The sequence below is a fragment of the Staphylococcus sp. HMSC65H10 genome (assembly GCF_001839185.1).
Lineage (GTDB): Bacteria > Bacillota > Bacilli > Staphylococcales > Staphylococcaceae > Staphylococcus > Staphylococcus simulans.
In genome coordinates this window covers 36,753-55,628 of sequence record NZ_KV840424.1, presented here as the reverse complement: position 1 = coordinate 55,628, position 18,876 = coordinate 36,753, and the positions used below count along the sequence as shown (strand labels likewise).

Genomic DNA, 18,876 nt, shown 5'->3' with positions numbered 1-18,876 from the left:
GTCCTTGAATCAACACGAGAAAGAGAAATTATGGCGTGAATATAAATATGAAGTCATGTGGCATAGCCAAGCACACTATAACCAAATCAGATCAGTCATGAAAGATAATGTAGAAGGTGAGGTATTACAACGCTTGATTGATGAAGCATTAGCCCTCCCTCCGTCTAAAGGTGCCGTCATTAATACGTTTGATCATATGTGGGGCTATTTTAAGAAAGAAGCGGATGATACTGAAAAAAATCGACACCAAACATTGAAAGCGGACTTCGAATCAGAGAAAACAACATCTGATGAATTCTTGTCATTTATCTATACACTTGCGACTAAATATCAAAGTAAGTACTTATTAAATTCTTCAATTTTGAAGAATGCATGACAGAAAATCAGAAGTATTAAAAAATTTGAGGAAAGTGGTAGGTTATTAAATGACTTTTATCTGATTTTCGCTTAACATGTAACACAAGTTTCAAATTAAATCAGATTTGGTTAACTGAATAACTTAACTTATTATTAAAATTTCAAATAGAGGGTAATTGACTCTAGTAGGAATAATGACAGCAAGGTGTGAAATGTTATGGAACAATTAATAAATGATGATTACGAATACTGCAGAAAGATAATGGAAGAGTACTCAAAGACCTTCTCTTATGCGTTTAATAGTCTGCCTGAACAAGAGCGTAAAGCAGTTTGGGCGATTTATGCAGTATGTCGTATGATAGATGACAGTATAGATGAATATGAAGATCCGAAACGCTTAGATGCGATTCGTGAAGATTTAGAACACATCTACGATGGAGATTCTGAAAATGTGAACTTTAATAGTAACGCATCTGTGATGCGCGCGTTTCGTCATACATTAAAATCTTATCCTGTTCCATTACATGCCTTTAAAACATTAATGGATTACGTGGAAAGCGATTTGACTATGACAGCATTAGAAACAGATGAAGAGTTAGATGCCTATTGTTACGGCGTGGCAGGTACAATTGGTGAATTACTGACACCTGTACTTGCTTATGAACAATATTATGAGACAGCAGATAAAGTGGGGATTGAACTTGGTAAAGCCCTACAAATCACAAATATTTTACGTGATGTCGGTGAAGACTTTGAAAACAACCGTATCTATTTAAGCGCAAATCGCTTAAAAGAATATAATGTTGATTTAAAAGCAGTATATGAAGAGGGTGTGACGCAAAACTATATTGATTTGTGGGAAAGTTACGCCAAAGATGCGGATGCTATGTATCATAATGCATTAAGTCATTTAGATTACTTCCACGAAGATGCACGTCCCATTATTGAAGTTGCAGCTCAAGCGTATCGTGAAATCCTTGAAGTTGTACGTAAAAAGCATTATTCATTGCACCAACGTGCATATGTCAGTCGCTTGAAAAAAGGTCAAATTTACCGTCGTGTCATGAAATCATACAAATAACTTTAAACTTAAAACAATAAACTATAAACAAAACCAGCATGTGATGTTTCAAACAGGCATGCTGGTTTTGTCATGTTTATAGCTTAATTAAATTCTACATATTGCGGTCCATCTTCTGAATCGCTATTCATTAATTTAATAGATCTTGGAATAGCTCTGATGACACAAAGTTTAGGGTCTTCTTTCGATTCAAAGAACGATTTATCTTGTTCGTCCCAAATCCAATCTAATACATCTGGATCTTCAGTGACTTCTAAGTCTGCATAGATTTCTAAGAAACTATGGTTTTTCGTATCATCATAGCCTAATAAAATATGCGCAACAGGATTTTGTTCGATTTCTTCAATCTTTACTGAGTCTGTACTAGTTTTCGTATATAAATCAAATTCTTGGTCATAGAAAATCATATATCGGCTATCTGGCTTATTGTCATAGGAAGTTGAAAGTACACCAATACGTGATGCTTTCATAATATCTTTAATCTTTTTTAAGACAACTTGTCTATCCATAGTATTCACCTCTTTCTTTATATTTACCCGTATGCGTTGGCAATAAAAGTTGTGTCAGGTATAACTCATCCTTTATGCATATTGTAAATGTCGCTATAATGAAGATGAAAAAAGAAGGAGGCATCATGGAATGGTACGAAAAATTGTGATTGCACCAGATTCATTTAAAGAAACTTTAACAGCGGCTGAAGCGGCACAAGCCATAGAATTAGGACTACAGGAAGTCTTGCCTGAAACGGTCATCTATGACAAAGTACCGATGGCTGATGGTGGTGAAGGAACGATGCAGTCGCTCCATGATGCCTTAGGCGGAACAATGAAACCTGTAAAAGCGACAGACGCTTTAGGCCGAATTATCGATGCACAATATTCATATGTTGAACAAAATAAAACGGCTATTATTGAACTCGCAGAAGCTTCTGGTTTAGAAACAATCGAACTCAAACATCGCAATCCGCTTGTGACTTCTACATACGGTACAGGGCAATTGATTTTAAGCGCACTAAATCAAGGTGCACAAAAAATTATCCTCGGTATTGGCGGAAGTGCGACCAATGATGGCGGAACAGGTATGATGAAAGCACTTGGCGTAAAATTCCTTGATGAGAAAGGTGACAACTTACCTGAAGGTGGTGCCGCTCTAATCAACCTTGCGCAAATTAATATTTCTAATTTAGACAAACGGCTGAAAAACGTAACTTTTGAAGTAGTCTGTGATGTTGATAACCCATTACTTGGACCCACAGGTGCTACTCATACGTACGCTAAACAAAAAGGCGCTTCACCAAAAGATATTGAACAACTTGAACAAGCTTTAACACATTACAATCAAGTGTTAACAGAAACTTTTCAACATGATTATTCTAATGTGCCAGGAGCAGGGGCTGCAGGTGGTACGGGTATTGCGTTAGTTGCTTTTTTAGATGCAGAACTTTCTCGAGGTATCGATATTGTTTTACATGAAACACAGTTAAAAGCACGTCTGAAAGATGCTGATATTTGTATTACCGGCGAAGGTAAAATCGATCGACAGACAATTTATGGGAAAACGCCGATTGGTGTTGCGAAAACAGCTCAACAATTTAACATACCTGTTATTGCGTTATGCGGCGTAACTGGAGAAGGCTATGAAGCTGTTAAAACACATGGGATTGATCACGTCTTCAGTGTGACTGGCCTAGATGACAGACCACCAAACGACCATGCTTCAATCAGGAAAGCAGAAGCACTTGCACATCCATTTCGTTATTTAAAAGCACTCGCACAAGATGCGGCACATAGATTAGAATTAGGGAAGAACGTCTAAATAGTTAGACGTTCTTTTTTCTTCAAAAAAATCAACTTCATTTTTGGTAGTTAATACTATAGCGTTCATTGCTTAGGGTGTTTAAAACGTCCGACTATCCAAGCAATCAATGCTAATAACATTACACAAATAAAAAGAACGATATTGATATAACTTTTTATTATCTGATCAGGATTAAACAAGCTATTAAGTAACAATATTCCTGTCAGTATGATTAATAGATATTGAACGATGACATAGCGTTTCTTCATATTCAATCAGCACCTCTCTCTTTATATGAGTGATTAACTTTAAAATTAGAATAACATAAAATTATTAAAATATGATTAAATAATTGAAGCGAGTGTGTAATGAATCATCTACCTTGTTTGAGTCATTTGAAATGAAGTCGATTTAAGTAAACATTATGAAAGCTTGTATATTTAAGAGTAAAAAGAAAAAGAGAAAAAATGTGTATTTTATTGTTGACAATCATCAACAATAGGTTTAATATTAGAAAACGTACACAGGGTGTACTATTTAAAATAACAAATCAATAATGGAAAATAAATGCGTAAAAGTGTTGGGGTATCAAGCTTTTACGTTTTAAAAAGTATCATAGTACATGGGGTGTACTATAAAGGAGAAGGAGTTACTTATGTTTAATGAGTTAAAATTTATCAAAAATAATAAGATGTTAATTGTTGCGTTGATTGCGATAGGCTTATTACCTCTGATTTATGTAGCATTATTTGTGGGGTCAATTTGGAATCCATATGATAAGACAGACCAATTGAAAATATCTATTGTTAATGAAGATAAAGCAGCAACACTTCAAGGCAAGAAAATCAATATTGGAGACGAAGTCGTATCGAAACTTAAAGATAATAAAAAATTCGATTTCCAAGAAGTATCTAAAGACACAGCGAAAAAACAATTAAAGAACGGCAAAGCTATCGGAACAATTATTATTCCAGAAGATGCATCTAAAAATGCGACAACATTATTAAATAAAAATCCAAAGAAAATTGAGTTAGAAACACAAGTGAACCCAGGTTCAAGTTATACAGGCAGTCAAGCGGCACAAAAAGCGATTGATACTGTAAGCAAATCGATTCGCAATACAGTGCGTGCAGAATACTTAGATGAATTATTTGCGGCTAATAAACAATCTAAACAAGGTTATACAGATACATCGAAGGCTTTAGGACAAATGTCTCAAGCAGAAGGACAATTAATTAATGGTAATGAACAGGTGACTGCAGGTTTAAAACAAATGGCACCTATGGCAGGCGCACAAGGTGAACAGTTAGTTCAAGGTAATGAACAAGTGACACAAGGCTTACAACAGCTTCAACAAAATAATGAACAACTTAAACAAAAAATTGATCAAGCAGTAGAAAAACAAACGAATGTCCATTTTGAAAATGAAAATGAACAAGCATTAAATGATATTGAGAAAGTAACAGAAAACAATATCACTAAAGCAGATTACTATGGCGAAACAGTTTTACCTTATATGGCAAGTGTAGGTTTATTTGTAGGTGCTGTATCTTTTGCGGCAATTTATCCATTAACTAAAACATTACGTCAAGATGTCGCACCATGGAAACAATGGTTAGGTAAAGTGTTCTTATATGTCTTACAAGGTTCATTCAGTGCCATCATGTTAAGTCTATGGGTGAAATTCGGACTCGGTTTAGATATTGAAAACATAGGTAAGTTCTTAACAGTCATGTTCTTATGGGCAATTGCGGCAATCGCAGTAACTTCTTTACTCGTATTATTATTAGATCGTGTCGGTTTATTCTTAGCGATGTTATTGTTAGTACTGCAATTAAGCTCAAGTGAAGGAATGTTCCCGATTGAAATGTCAGCCGCATTCTTCCGATTCATCCACCCATTCTCACCGATGTCTTACGCGATTCAAGGTTTCCGTGAAGCCATCTTTACGAATGCAGGCCACTTTACTTTCGGTTTTGTAGCCGCAATCCTTTCTGGTATTGCGTTAGGTGCGATGTTGATTCAATATCTAGTATTAATCTGGTTTAACAAACGTGGCAAACCACTATTCCAAATGAAATTCAACTAATGATAAAATGTGAGTGAAGCGCAATAAGTTGGAGGGACAATCATGAATGACGAAATGAAAGAAGCATTAACTAGATTTGATTTGAGTTTAATGAATATCAATAAATACATTTCAGATATGCTTCAAGAAACAGGATTGAAACATATGATTTCACGAGAGCAATTAGAAGCTTTAATTATGATCCGTTCTCATCGCAGATTAACGATTAATGAACTTGCTGACTTACAAGATATCTTTAAAACTGCAGCTTCTAAACGTATTCATAAACTAGAAAAAATGGGACTGGTACAACAAGCAGCTTCAGATAATAAGCGTATTAAATTAATGGAAATGACTGATGAGGGCATTCAATTTTTAGAAGAAGTCAAAGAAAAAATGGCTTGGATTGTCAGTGAATGTTTAAAAGGACATTTCAGTACTGAGGAAATTGTACAGTTTGTAGATAAACTTCAAGCCATTGAACAAACATTGAAACAACGTTAAATGAATAACGTAAGGTTAAGCACCGCTACACGATAGAGAGTGAAGCGGTGCTTTTATTTACGCTCAATGCATAGTCAACGTGGGGAGGCGGGTATAGAAGGATAACATTCATGTAAGAGATAAACGTTATAAGTACGAAGGAGTTGGAAAATATGTCAGAAACAATGAAGGCTATGGCTGTTCGAAAGTATGGGAAACAACCTGTTGAGATGATTGATTTACCTGTACCAGAGCCTGGTCCTGAAGAGGTCCTAGTACGTGTGAAAGCTGCCAGTGTGAATCCAGTAGATTTTAAAACACGTGATGGTGATTTAAAAGCAGTCGTTAAACATAAATTTCCGCTAGTACTCGGCAATGATTTAGCAGGCGTTGTGGAGAAAGTAGGGAAAGACGTTAGAAATTTTAAAGTCGGAGATAAGGTATACGGCCGACCTGGCAAAAATAATATGGGGACATTTGCGCAGTATTTTGCGATTAATCAGTATGATATTGCGTTTATGCCGAAGAACTTAGATTTTGTGGAAGCGGCGAGTATTCCGCTAGTCGGGTTAACGAGCTATCAGGCTTTCCATGAAATCATGCATCTTAAAGCAGGAGATAAAGTGTTGGTTGAAGCGGGTTCAGGCGGTATTGGTACCTTTGCGATTCAATTAGGCCGTGTGATGGGCTTACATGTCGCGACGACTGTCAGTGAAAAAGGTGAAGCCTTAGTTTGATCACTCGGCGCAGATGAAATTATTAATTATAAACAACAAAATTTCTGGGAAGTCTTATCTAATTATGATGGGGTCTTTGATACGTTAGGTGGTAAGAACCTTGAAAAAGCCTTTACGATATTAAAACCAGGCGGATCTATTGCCTCACTAGTCGGACCGCCGACTATGAAATTCGCAGATACCTGGCATTTAAATTTAGCAAAACGTGCAGGTATTTGGTATTTGTCTCGTCATGTTCGTAAGCTTGCGAAAGCACATCATGTGTATTATGAATTCTTCTTAATGCATCCGAGTGATGCGCAATTACGTACAATTACGAACCTTATTGAAGAAGGCGAAATCAAACCTGTCATTGATAAGGTCTATCCATTCCATGATACGCAACGTGCACTCGATTATTCAGAACAAGGTCATGCGAAAGGTAAGATTGTGATTAAAGTAGAAGATTAATTGATAGATAACTCAATAACAAAAGGAGCGCCGCAATAGGTGCTCCTTTTGTGTATACATATAGAATATTTAAATCAATCATAGCTCACTACATTAATAATAAACCGATAATAATCGCGATACTTGCGGTTCCGTTATTTAACGCATGGACCATATAGCTGTCCCAAAGATTGCGACGGCGTTGATAAGCAAGATAGAAACAAGCACCCATTCCCATATAAAGTAAGAAACCCACGATGTTGGTGCTGGCATGGTTGATTGAAAAAATAGCTGAAGAAATCAGCATCGGCAACCAGAATGAGAATCTAGAGAAAATCGTTTCTTTGAAAATACCTCTGAAGGTAATTTCTTCTAAAAATGGACCGACAAATGTCAGATGGAACACGAATAAGATGAGTGCAATCACAATCATCGGATTTGTGAAGTCCTGTAGATGTTGAACTTGTTTTAACAGTAATTCATCATTTTCTGAACCTTGTTCACCAAAAACCACTGCCATGACGACAACACATAGTGCAGTCCAAATACGTGTGGCGATGAAATATAGAATATTCCAGGCAATGTCTACAAAACCAAGGGGTTTTAAACTTTCATAACCTTTTTTACGGTAATACCAGACGAGTAACCAGATAACTAGTGCTGACCAAATGACGTAGCCTACAATAATACCTGCGAATGCGAGCGGATTACCATGGGGATTCATAGCGACAAATCCGATTAAAAACATTGCGACAAGTGTTGGTGTCGTACATAAAAACATAAAGACAATCCATAAGATAATGTTGAGCCAACGTCTGCCTTTTGGACGTATGTTGTCAGGATGAGATCGCTTTGATTTTTTTCTGTTTGGTTCATGTGTTTCGTTAGGTGTTATGTAATGTTCAGGGTTGGTTGATTCATCGGTGTAGTAAATATAATCGTCATTTTGTTTAGACATGATGTGACTCCTCTCCTCATTTTAGAGTTCATAATTTCAGTCTATCATACGTTATTAAAAGACAGTGCATTATATCGTAAGTGATGTGATTTCATTCCTAATTGTTAAGTGCGTTATATTGCGTGTTGACAGTGAGAATGAATATCACTTATCATAAAAGTGTAACAAGTTACGCTTATTCGTTTTAAGCAAATAATTCATAAACATAATGTTTTAGTTTTTGTGTGAGATAGTTTAAGATAAATAAGTAAATCATTACGTCTTAAGTCATCAGATGACCGGACATTTAATTTGAGGAAGGTGGTTAAGAAATGAGTCAAGCAGAATCAAAAAACGTTATTTTGATTGGTGCAGGGGTATTAAGCACCACTTTTGGTTCATTTTTAAAAGAAATTCAACCTGACTGGAACATCAAGTTATTTGAACGCTTAGATGGTCCCGGGTTGGAAAGTTCTTATGATACAAGTAATGCTGGCACTGGGCATGCGGCATTATGTGAGTTGAACTATACGGTTGAACAACCAGATGGTTCAATTGATGTGGAAAAAGCGAAAGAAATTAATGAACAGTTTGAGATTTCAAAACAGTTCTGGTCACATTTAGTGAAAACGAATGCGATTGAAAACCCACGTGAGTTCATCACGCCATTACCACACATCAGTTTCGTTCAAGGTGTGAAAAATGTTCAATTCTTGAAGAAACGTTATGAAGCATTGAAAAATTTACCGATGTTCTCTGACATTGAGTACACTGAAGATCGTGATAAACTTGCGCAATGGATGCCTTTAATGATGGAAGGCCGTTCTCCACACTTAGCGATTGCGGCAAGTAAGATTGATAAAGGAACAGACGTTAACTTTGGTGAGTTAACACGTAAATTAGCTTCAAACTTAGAAACACATGATAATGCAGAACTTTTCTATCGTCACGAAGTAGTTGGCTTCCAACAACGTGCTGATAAGAAATGGGAAGTAGAAGTGCGTAACTTAGATACTGACAATGTTGAAACACATGTGGCAGACTATATCTTTATCGGTGCTGGTGGTGCCGCAATCCCATTACTTCAAAAAACACGTATTGAAGAAAGTAAAAACTTAGGCGGTTTCCCAATCAGTGGTGCATTCTTAGTATGTAACAAACCGGAAATCGTACAACAACACGATGCGAAAGTTTACGGTAAAGAGCCGCCAGGCACACCACCAATGACGGTACCACATTTAGACCGTCGTTATGTGCGTGGAAAAGAAAGTTTATTATTTGGACCATTCGCAGCAATCGGACCTAAATTCTTGAAACACGGTTCAAACTTAGACTTATTCCGTTCATTGAATCGTGATAACTTATTAACAATGGCAGCTGCTGGGGTTAAAAACTTATCACTTGTTAAATATTCAATCCAACAAATGTTGATGAAAAAAGAAGACCGTATGAAAGAATTACGTCGTTTCGTACCAGATGCGAAAGACGAAGATTGGGATTTACACATTGCAGGTAAACGTGTTCAAGTAATCAAAGATACACAAGAACATGGTCGCGGCTTTATCCAATTCGGTACAGAAGTCGTTCACTCTAAAGACCACACTGTAGTCGCAATGTTAGGTGAATCACCAGGGGCTTCAACTTCAGTATCAGTCGCATTAGAAATCATTGAACAAAACTTCCCTGACTACCTAGAACAATGGTCAGGCAAATTAAAAGAAATGATTCCATCTTATGGCGAATCATTAATTGAGGATACGAAGTTATTAAACAAAGTACGTAAAGCATCAGCGGATACTTTGAAATTAAATGAAAAATAAGCAATAACACAATAAAACAGTGCTTCCTTAAAGTAGGAGGTACTGCTTTTTTATACATAAGTATGGATTTCATAGCGGTATTGGATAGATAAGAGACAGACTGAGGTTTGTCTGAGGTGAGTAGAAGGGATGTCTAAAATTTATTGGCAGCACATTGTTGGAATTGTGTAGATTCCAGTTGGAATAAGCATAAGAAAACCATGTTTCATTACTGAGATGAAACATGGTTTTCCTATACCATTTATATATTTCATTTGATTAATACTCTAATAGAGTAAAGTAGATGTGTAGACTAAATAAGTTTCAAATGCTTTTGCTTAAGTTGTATGAAGGTGTTCAATTGATTCAGTAGAATATGTGACAGTAAATTCTGGATGATATTTATTGATATAGTATTTTGTTGCGCGTTCATGATCATTATTTTGATAGCTGTGTAAAAATGAAATCACAATTGCTTCTACGCCTTCAGTTTTAAAGTTGCGTATAATGTCTTCTACTTCATCGAAATCAAGACCATTAAGAATCTTGCCTTGATAGTTAATATGTTCTGAAACTTCTCTTCTTAAGTGACGTTGTATGAGAGGGAATGATTGTTGTAGCTGTGTGTTAAATAACTCTGGTTGAATGTCGCAAGCAGTTTTTAAAATTTTTCGGACACCTTCTGTAAGAATGATGCCTGTTTTAACACGCTTATTTTTTGTTAATGCCTGAACAGCTGTTGCTGTATGATTGATAAACTCTCGGATGGCTTCTAAATGTAGTTGACTTTGGCTAAGTAGTTTAACTATATCTTGATCACAGTGCTTTAATGTGTCTCTTGTCTTTCCTAAAATTAAATCTCTGTTATTATTTGATGCGTCTGATTCTGTTCTGGTGTCGCCTATACTTTTGGCTGTGCGCATAATAATAATGCTCCTTTCAGTTTTAGAAGTTCATCTATTTTAGGTACTACAACACATGATACTGTCATAAAAGATGTTGAGTTACTTTTGAGATAGTAAGTAACCATCTATTACTGTGCAATGCTCAATGACAGTATTTGTGTAATCCGGTTATATATTACCACAGTGTAAAATATTTTCAATTAGAATTCTGAATATTACAATTACTTTAAGTTTGTTAAGGGTTGAAATGAGGGGGTTTTAGAAGGATAAATAAATTATATTAGAATTTGATTACAACTAGAAAACGCTGTCAAACGAAAAATTTTTGAAATTTTTTTAGATTTCGCTGTAACCGTTGGTATTTAAGTGACGAACGCAGATAAAAAAATGTCTAAAATGGGCGAGAAAGTGGCTTTTTTGCCGACTTAAATTTGCGTAAAAATATCATTGTGTTAAGCTAAGAAACATCTTTGCTAAAAAGTTAAAAGCAATTTTTTGCAAGGGATAAAGGATTTCAGGTTAATATTTTAGTTAACTCAAATGTTCTTAATCTAAAAAGTAGGGTATATGAAAATATCTTAGTTAAAAAAAGCGGTATAAATACTATTTGATACAACGTTACATAAACAAAGGCATTTGCTTACGAAACTTGGGAGAATTGTTTTAGCTGCTTTTTTGAATAGATTAAGTACTTCATTAGGGGTAAGTATGTGGGGACATACTTTTAGAAGTTGTGCGCAATGAGTTAATTAAAATAAGATTTCAGGGTGAATGGGGAGTTATTCAAAGTCATCTTGGCTTTGTAACTTTGATTTAGATTCTGAACCTTGTCATTGCTATGCCTAAGAACGATCCGTACATTTTATTCCAAATAATTTGAAAAGATGTTTATTTTAGACATGTTTACTTTAGGAGCAACACTGAGACAACAGGTACACCCAGACTGGCAAACGTATATCATGATTGCTTTGTATTTCTTAATCTTATTAGTCATCGGCTACTATGGTTATAAGAAAGCAACAGGAAATGTCAGTGAATACATGCTGGGTGGCCGTAGCATTGGGCCATACGTAACGGCACTCTCTGCAGGGGCATCCGACATGAGTGGTTGGATGATCATGGGACTACCCGGTGAGGTCTATACTACTGGACTTTCAGCTGCGTGGCTTGCGATTGGTTTAACACTTGGTGCATATATCAACTACTTCGTAGTAGCACCGAGATTACGTGTATATACAGAACAAGCTGGTGATGCAATTACGTTGCCAGACTTCTTCAAGAATCGTCTTGCTGACCATTCTAACTTGATTAAAATTATTTCAGGAGGCATTATCGTCGTATTCTTTACCCTATACACACATGCGGGTATGGTATCAGGCGGTAAACTCTTCGACAGTGCATTCGGATTGGATTATCGTTTAGGATTAATCTTAATTTCAGTTATCGTTATCGCGTATACATTCTTTGGTGGATACTTGGCAGTATCACTGACTGACTTCTTCCAAGGTGTGATTATGCTGATTGCGATGATTATGGTCCCGATTGTCGCATTACTTAAATTAAATGGATTAGATACGTTCAATACAGTAACAGATTTAAAACCGACAAACTTAGATTTATTCAAAGGGACAACAATTGTCGGAATTATCTCATTCTTCGCATGGGGCTTAGGTTACTTCGGTCAACCTCATATCATCGTGCGTTTCATGAGTATTAAAACTGTTAAACAATTAAGAACAGCACGTCGTTTTGGTATCGGCTGGATGGCTGTCAGCTTAATTGGTGCAGTATTCGTGGGCTTAATCGGTATCGCGTTTATTCAAGATAAAGGCGTTGAATTAAAAGACCCAGAAACATTATTTATTTTAATGAGTCAAATTTTATTCCACCCATTAGTCGGCGGTTTCTTACTCGCTGCAATTTTGGCTGCGATTATGAGTACAATTTCTTCTCAATTACTTGTAACATCAAGTTCATTGACTGAAGACTTCTACAAATTAATCCGTGGTGAAGAAGCTGCGAAGAAACATCAAAAAGAATTCTTATTAGTAGGTCGTTTATCAGTATTAGTTGTTGCGATTATTTCTATCGCAATTGCTTGGTCACCAAACGACACAATTTTAAACCTAGTAGGTAATGCATGGGCAGGTTTCGGTGCCGCATTCGGTCCACTTGTTGTAATGTCACTTTACTGGAAAGGTTTAAGTCGTACAGGTGCTATCAGTGGTATGATCGCTGGTGCAGTTGTTGTAATTCTATGGATTGTCTTCGCAAAACCATTAGGTGAAACAAATGACTTCTTCAACTTATATGAAATCATCCCTGGTGTGATTGCCAGTGTGTTAGTGACAATCATTGTTTCTAAATTCACGAAGAAACCGGATATAGACGTTTCAGGTGATATCGACCGTGTTAAAGCGGTAGTTAAAAAAGAAATGAGCTAAGTTACTATCATGCCTTAACTAGGATATGAAAGAATACTAATAATCTAATTGAATAGTAGATAGATAGAGAAGCCTCTGAAGTGATACACAAGTCACTTCAGAGGCTTTATTTTTTGATTGCTATAACCCAGGAAATAAATAGCATAATTTTCTCTTTTCTTCACCTTTATAATATGAAAACATCCCCGCCGAATGACAGGGATGTAGGGTGTATTGCTTTTATTTTTTATTGTATTTTTCGATTTCTGCTTCACGTAATTCAACACGACGGATTTTGCCTGAATTAGTTTTTGGTAATTCTTCAACAAATTCAATCGCACGTGGATATTTATAAGGTGCGACATCGTATTTGACATAATTTTGAAGTTCTTTCACTAAGTCATCACTTGGTTCATAGCCATCTTGTAAGATAATGAAGGCTTTTACGATATTACCACGTAATTCATGTGGGCTTGCGACCACTGCACATTCTTTAACTGCAGGGTGTTTCGTTAATGAATCTTCCACTTCGAATGGTCCGATTGTGTAACCAGAGCTGATAATGATATCGTCTTTACGGCCTTCGAACCAGAAGTAGCCATCTTCATCAACTTTAGCTAAGTCGCCTGACATGAAATAATTGCCAACGATACGTTCTTGTGTACGTTCAGGTTCTTTGAAGTAACCTTTGAACAATGCAGGTAAATCGACTGGAACAGCGATATTGCCGACTTCTCCGACTTCTACTAAGTTACCTTCATCGTCAATAATAGTGACTTCACTGCCAGGAATTGCTTTACCCATAGAACCTGGTTTACCTTTAACATCTTTTAATAAACCGATTACCAAAGTACTTTCTGTTTGACCATAACCGTCACGCACTGTGATATTGAAAGTATCTTGGAATTTCTCAACAACTTCTTGGTTTAAAGGTTCTCCGGCTGATACAGCGTCATGAAGATGAGATAGGTCATAACTACCTAAATCTTGGAGCTTGGCCATAATACGGTACTCAGTCGGCGTACAGCAAAGTACGTTGATTTTGTATTTTTCGAGTAATTCTAAATAGACTGTGCTGTTGAAGCGACCATTAAACACAAAGGCTGTTGCGCCGGATGTCATTGTAGATAGGAATGGACTCCATACCCATTTTTGCCAACCAGGTGCGGCAGTGGCCCATACAATGTCACCTTCACTGATGTTCAACCAATGTTTCGGTGCCATCTGCATATGTGCGTAACCCCAGCCATGTGAGTGTACAACAGCTTTAGGATTGCCTGTTGTACCTGATGTATAAGGTAAGAAAGCGACGTCATCACGTTTTGTCGGTGTGATGTCTAATTCCTCACTCATTTCTTTTTTGCCTTCTTCGACATTAATCCAATCTTCTTTAGTATCCCCAATAATGAATTTTGTTAAGTCATCATATTCTTTTACGCCTTCAAATTCATCTGCCCCTGACGCAATAGATAAGACTGCATCGACTTCACCGTGTGTAATACGGTACTGCAAGTCTTTCGTTCTTAACATTTCAGATGCTGGGATTAAAGCGACACCTAATTTCAATGCCGCAATATAAACTTCATAGGTTTCAATACTGCGTTCCATTTTAATGAGTAATGTATCGCCTTTACGCAAACCATGTTGTTTAAATAAATTACCAATGCGATTTGCGCTGCGAATTAATTCATCATAAGTTACTTCTGTTGTTCCACCTGCATTATCTTCAAAGATGATCGCAACTTTTGATTTATCTTTTGCGTACTTCTCAATCTCAGAGACAATATTGAAATCTTCAGGTGCCACTAAATGGGGTTTATTCATTCTTTTACTCCTCCTAACACTAAAAGCACGTTCTGTTATTTTATTTTGAAAATAGAATACCACTCCATTCTATCAATCCTCAACTTATAAGATAAGCGAAGCGGTTTAAATTATTTAGGAAAACGTTTTCTTTTAAAAATCAATTCTACTTAAAGAATAGAAATAGTTGTTATAATGAAACTGAATCAAATTATAGAAAGCAGGTATCAAGATGAAATCCATTCTTTTATTGGGCCAATCCAATATGGCAGGCAGAGGCTTTCTAAATGAAGTTCCAGCCATTATTAATGAACATATCAATGTCTTGCGAAATGGCAGATGGCAAATGATGGGAGAACCGATTCACGCTGATAGACATTTAGCAGGTGTCGGTTTGGCGAGTGCGTTTGCGCAAGCTTGGTCAATCGACCATCCCAATGAATATATCGGCTTAATCCCTTGTGCTGAAGGCGGCAGCGCTATTTCAGAATGGCAACCCGGAAGTGTACTCATGCGCCATGCACTTTCTGAAGCACGTTTTGCGCAAGAAACGAGTGAAATTATCGGTATCTTATGGCACCAAGGTGAAAATGACTGTAATCAGGATTTATATCAAGTGTATCAATCACAATTAAAAAATGTGATTGCACATGTCAGAAAGGAACTTGATCTGCCTCATGTACCTTTCATCATAGGTGGGTTAGATCATTTAACACATGCAGAAGGTTTCAGTCGTACTTTGACACAACATGCAGAAATCAACCATATTTTACAAACTATGCCGCAACAAGTGCCAGACACATACTTTGTCACTTCAGAAGAGTTAACAATGAATCCAGACGGTATTCATTTTAATGCACAATCATTAAGAAGATTCGGCTTGCGTTATTATGAAGTGTTTAAAACGTTAACGTCATTATACGAACCGTTAAAAGACGAAGCGACATGTGTTGAAGCCTTATATGAGCGTCCACTCTCTAAAAATGAACAAATGCGCGTTGAATATGAAAAGTTAGCGACAGGTCAAATATCATTTGAAACGTTTAGCGAACGCCTTAAATCATAGAAAACAGAATGCACCCTCGTGTCATCAACACGAGGGTGTTAAACTATCTGTTATTAGATTTCTAAAAATTCAAATAATTATTATGCTAAGTTCGTATCGTTAGGCAAAGTGGCTTTCTTTTTTCTAGCTTTCACACCTTCACGTTTATCTTTCGGCAACTTCACAATCTTATAACCTGTGTATGCGAAGATAATAGAAATGATTGGTACTAAGAAGTTTAAGAATGCGAATGGCGCATACTGCATTACGCCGACACCTAATGTTGATGCGATAAACACACCACATGTGTTCCATGGTACGAAGACAGAAGTCAGTGTACCGCCATCCTCTAACGCACGTGATAAGTTCTTAGGATGTAAACCTTTATCCGCAAAAGTTTGTGCATACATACGTCCTGGTACGATAATAGAAATATATTGTTCAGAACAAGTGAAGTTTGTACCGATACAAGATAGAATCACTGATGTTAATAATGAACCTGTATTCTTTGCCCAACGTAAGATGATGCTAATGAGTGAATCTAACATACCTGAATATTCTAAGACACCACCGAATGTCATTGCGACTAGTGTCAGTGAAATTGTATAGAACATAGATTCTAAACCACCACGGTTAAATAACTCATCCACCATCTTATTGCCTGATTCCATTGTATAACCTGTTTGAAGTGCAGTCAGTGCTTCTGTTAAAGAACCGCCTTGTACAAAAATTTGTGCGAAGAATCCTAAGATAATACCAGCACAAATGGCAGGAATGGCAGGTACTTTAAACATTACTAATACAATAACAGCTAAAGGAATTAACAATAACCAAGGTGAAATCACAAATTCATTCTGCATAGTTGATAGAATTTTCTCAATATTTTTAGCGTCGAAATTACGATTACCATACTGCATCCCAATAATAAAGAATGCGATGAGTGAAATCACAAGTGCTGGGATTGTCGTATAAGTCATATGTTTAATATGTTCGAATAAATCTACTTTCGTTAATCCTGATGCTAAGTTTGTTGTATCAGAGAGTGGACTCATTTTATCTCCAAAATATGAGCCTGAGATGACAGCGCCTGCTACCATACCTGGGTTGATTCCCATACTCATTCCAATCCCCATTGAAGCAACCCCCACAGTTGCCATGGTAGACCAAGAACTTCCGATTGCTAATGCGACAATACCACACAGTAAGACAACTACTGCTAAGAAGAAACGTGGATCAATCAACTGTAGACCATAATAAATCATTGTCGCAACGACACCGCTGCCAATCCATGATCCTATAATCAATCCGACTAAAATAATGATGACAATCGCAGGTAATGCATGTCTGATCCCCTTATACATCATCTGCTCGACATCGTCGAACTTATAGCCATGCAACATTGTAACCCCGATAGCCACTGCTGTCCCAATCATCAGTGGAATATGTGGTTCTTTCTTTAATACTGCGACTGTAAATAACATGACCGCTATCATTAACCCCAATGTAAATAATGACGGCCAAATTCCTATGGCTTTTGGTTTCTTTTCATTTTGTGCTTGTTGTTCTACGTTTTGCCCATTTTTCTCTTCTCCTTGCATATATAAACCAGCCCCTTTTTATATCTTTAGTGTCATAATACATAAAAATGAAATCGCTTTCAACAAACAATCGACAGACAAAATGCTTGAACTCACCCTCTTTTTGTCTTTTCTGAAAATACAATGTCATTTCAGAAAGTGCTACAAAGTAAGTCATACCAACTGTTTTGATAATTCTGACAACTTAAATTTCACATTCATTTTACTGCTAATTTAAGTATCGAAAAAAATTAAAAAAATTTAAAATGCAGTTGCGAAATCGTCGATTAACGAAGCAGCACTTTAATGAAGTAAATCACAGGAGATATGTCATTAGTTATTACTACCCCTAAATTATAAATTTAAAGCAAATTGCATAAAAATGTAGGAAGATATTAAATGAAGTCTTATATTTAAAGGAAGCTTCTTGTGATTGCTAGGCAATACGAGAATAAAAAATGCCTGTTTTTGTTATGAAAATAATAGTAGATTTTCTCTGAGGGATTATAATAGTTATAAATAGAAATAATGAAGACAAATTCAAGAGGAGGTTGTAATATATGAAGCCTTTAGCGAATCATATACTGTCTAGAGCCAATGCCATTGATGCTCCAATTACCAATTTGCAATTACAAAAAATATGGTATTTTACCTTGGGTTATATTATTAATCAAGGTGACTTAGAACTTGCTGAAACTGTTTTTAAAGATTCTAACTTAGAAGGTTGGTTATACGGACCAGTAGTACCAGAATTATACGATCAGTATAAAGATTTTAGAAGTACACCTATTCATGATATAGGGGAAGCTGATTCAAGATTTGAAAAGTATAATGAAATGATTGATAAATTGATTGGTTTCAACCCATTTGTATTAGTAGATATGAGCCATACACATACATTTTGGAAAGACAATAAAACAAACATAGTTGAATTCGGCCAACGACCTTCTTATCGTTTTAAAGACTTAGAAGAGGTTTTCTATGGATAATAACCATCAAAGTGAAACTTTAGCTCAATTTAAAAAAGAAAACGGTTTGTTTTATGATAGCAATATCCTGAAAATCAATTCATATATAGAACACGAATACATCAAGTATACTAATAACCCTAATGATTATAGTGTAGCAGGGTGCAAGTTAAACTTTGCTGACATATTGAAACACTGTAAAGACATGAAACCTCAACTTATCCCTTATTCTTCTTTAACTCAAATTGTTTTTAAGTATGACTTACGTAGTGTTTTCTGCTTAGTCATTATTCAGATGAAACAGCTAATCAGTGCAACGATTTGATTAAAAGAAAAACATTCAATATTGAGTTTTCTGTAAATCGCTTTATCGAACTTAATATTCAATTAAAATTATAATGTTTTCACAAAAAATATGATTAAATTATTTCAAGAAGGTTACACTGTTACTAAAGGGATTAATAAGT

Annotated in this window: 15 protein-coding genes and 1 pseudogene; 11 read left to right on the top strand and 5 right to left on the bottom strand. The window is 36.1% G+C overall.

Annotated elements, in window-relative coordinates:
- The first annotated feature begins 4 nt into the window (after positions 1-4).
- Together HMPREF3270_RS11945 and HMPREF3270_RS11940 are read left to right on the top strand one after the other, a co-directional pair.
- Positions 5-376, top strand: coding sequence for a YbgA family protein (locus HMPREF3270_RS11945; RefSeq protein WP_083326846.1), 372 nt, complete (start codon positions 5-7; stop codon positions 374-376).
- Between the two features lie 198 nt (positions 377-574).
- Positions 575-1,438: a phytoene/squalene synthase family protein gene (locus HMPREF3270_RS11940; RefSeq protein ID WP_070849080.1), complete on the top strand. Its 864-nt coding sequence runs from the start codon at positions 575-577 to the stop codon at positions 1,436-1,438.
- 83 nt (positions 1,439-1,521) lie between these two features.
- Here the strand turns inward: HMPREF3270_RS11940 and HMPREF3270_RS11935 are convergent, their stop codons facing one another.
- Positions 1,522-1,947, bottom strand: a complete 426-nt coding sequence (locus HMPREF3270_RS11935; protein WP_070849076.1) for a pyridoxamine 5'-phosphate oxidase family protein — start codon at positions 1,945-1,947, stop codon at positions 1,522-1,524.
- Positions 1,948-2,077: 130 nt separating this feature from the next.
- Between HMPREF3270_RS11935 and HMPREF3270_RS11930 the strand changes: the two genes are divergently transcribed.
- The 4 genes and pseudogenes from HMPREF3270_RS11930 to HMPREF3270_RS11910 all read left to right on the top strand — a co-directional run bounded on the left by HMPREF3270_RS11930 (position 2,078) and on the right by HMPREF3270_RS11910 (position 6,973).
- Positions 2,078-3,253, top strand: coding sequence for a glycerate kinase (locus HMPREF3270_RS11930; protein ID WP_070849073.1), 1,176 nt, complete (start codon positions 2,078-2,080; stop codon positions 3,251-3,253).
- A gap of 637 nt (positions 3,254-3,890) precedes the next feature.
- Positions 3,891-5,324: a YhgE/Pip family protein gene (locus HMPREF3270_RS11920; RefSeq protein ID WP_070849070.1), complete on the top strand. Its 1,434-nt coding sequence runs from the start codon at positions 3,891-3,893 to the stop codon at positions 5,322-5,324.
- 42 nt (positions 5,325-5,366) lie between these two features.
- The gene (locus tag HMPREF3270_RS11915) at positions 5,367-5,807 is read left to right on the top strand and encodes a MarR family winged helix-turn-helix transcriptional regulator (protein WP_002480109.1); all 441 of its coding nucleotides are present in this window, start codon (positions 5,367-5,369) and stop codon (positions 5,805-5,807) included.
- A gap of 164 nt (positions 5,808-5,971) precedes the next feature.
- Positions 5,972-6,973 (top strand): annotated as a pseudogene (locus HMPREF3270_RS11910) (NADP-dependent oxidoreductase).
- Positions 6,974-7,061: 88 nt separating this feature from the next.
- On the opposite strand, the gene HMPREF3270_RS11905 reads toward HMPREF3270_RS11910, so the two are convergent.
- Positions 7,062-7,910, bottom strand: coding sequence for a CPBP family intramembrane glutamic endopeptidase (locus HMPREF3270_RS11905; RefSeq protein WP_057510278.1), 849 nt, complete (start codon positions 7,908-7,910; stop codon positions 7,062-7,064).
- Positions 7,911-8,221: 311 nt separating this feature from the next.
- Between HMPREF3270_RS11905 and mqo the strand changes: the two genes are divergently transcribed.
- A complete protein-coding gene (mqo, locus tag HMPREF3270_RS11900; protein ID WP_023014735.1) occupies positions 8,222-9,709 on the top strand; it encodes a malate dehydrogenase (quinone) in 1,488 nt (495 codons plus the stop codon).
- A 317-nt stretch (positions 9,710-10,026) separates the two neighbouring features.
- Here the strand turns inward: mqo and HMPREF3270_RS11895 are convergent, their stop codons facing one another.
- On the bottom strand, positions 10,027-10,611 hold the full coding sequence (locus tag HMPREF3270_RS11895; RefSeq protein WP_070849067.1) for a hydantoinase/oxoprolinase N-terminal domain-containing protein: 585 nt from the start codon (positions 10,609-10,611) through the stop codon (positions 10,027-10,029).
- A gap of 881 nt (positions 10,612-11,492) precedes the next feature.
- Here HMPREF3270_RS11895 and putP point away from each other — a divergent pair.
- Positions 11,493-13,037, top strand: a complete 1,545-nt coding sequence (putP, locus tag HMPREF3270_RS11890; protein ID WP_002480104.1) for a sodium/proline symporter PutP — start codon at positions 11,493-11,495, stop codon at positions 13,035-13,037.
- Between the two features lie 219 nt (positions 13,038-13,256).
- Here the strand turns inward: putP and mbcS are convergent, their stop codons facing one another.
- The gene (mbcS, locus tag HMPREF3270_RS11885; RefSeq protein ID WP_070849064.1) at positions 13,257-14,840 is read right to left on the bottom strand and encodes an acyl-CoA synthetase MbcS; all 1,584 of its coding nucleotides are present in this window, start codon (positions 14,838-14,840) and stop codon (positions 13,257-13,259) included.
- A 211-nt stretch (positions 14,841-15,051) separates the two neighbouring features.
- On the opposite strand from mbcS, the gene HMPREF3270_RS11880 reads away from it, so the two are divergent.
- Complete coding sequence (locus HMPREF3270_RS11880; RefSeq protein ID WP_070849062.1) at positions 15,052-15,885, top strand: sialate O-acetylesterase; 834 nt, start codon at positions 15,052-15,054, stop codon at positions 15,883-15,885.
- An 80-nt stretch (positions 15,886-15,965) separates the two neighbouring features.
- Here the strand turns inward: HMPREF3270_RS11880 and nhaC are convergent, their stop codons facing one another.
- Complete coding sequence (nhaC, locus tag HMPREF3270_RS11875) at positions 15,966-17,462, bottom strand: Na+/H+ antiporter NhaC (RefSeq protein WP_002480101.1); 1,497 nt, start codon at positions 17,460-17,462, stop codon at positions 15,966-15,968.
- Positions 17,463-18,001: 539 nt separating this feature from the next.
- Here nhaC and HMPREF3270_RS11870 point away from each other — a divergent pair.
- Both HMPREF3270_RS11870 and HMPREF3270_RS11865 read left to right on the top strand, forming a co-directional pair.
- A complete protein-coding gene (locus HMPREF3270_RS11870; RefSeq protein ID WP_061055108.1) occupies positions 18,002-18,430 on the top strand; it encodes a Panacea domain-containing protein in 429 nt (142 codons plus the stop codon).
- On the top strand, positions 18,423-18,734 hold the full coding sequence (locus HMPREF3270_RS11865) for a hypothetical protein (protein WP_061055109.1): 312 nt from the start codon (positions 18,423-18,425) through the stop codon (positions 18,732-18,734). The genes HMPREF3270_RS11870 and HMPREF3270_RS11865 overlap by 8 nt, the downstream gene beginning before the upstream one ends.
- The last annotated feature ends 142 nt before the right edge of the window (positions 18,735-18,876 follow it).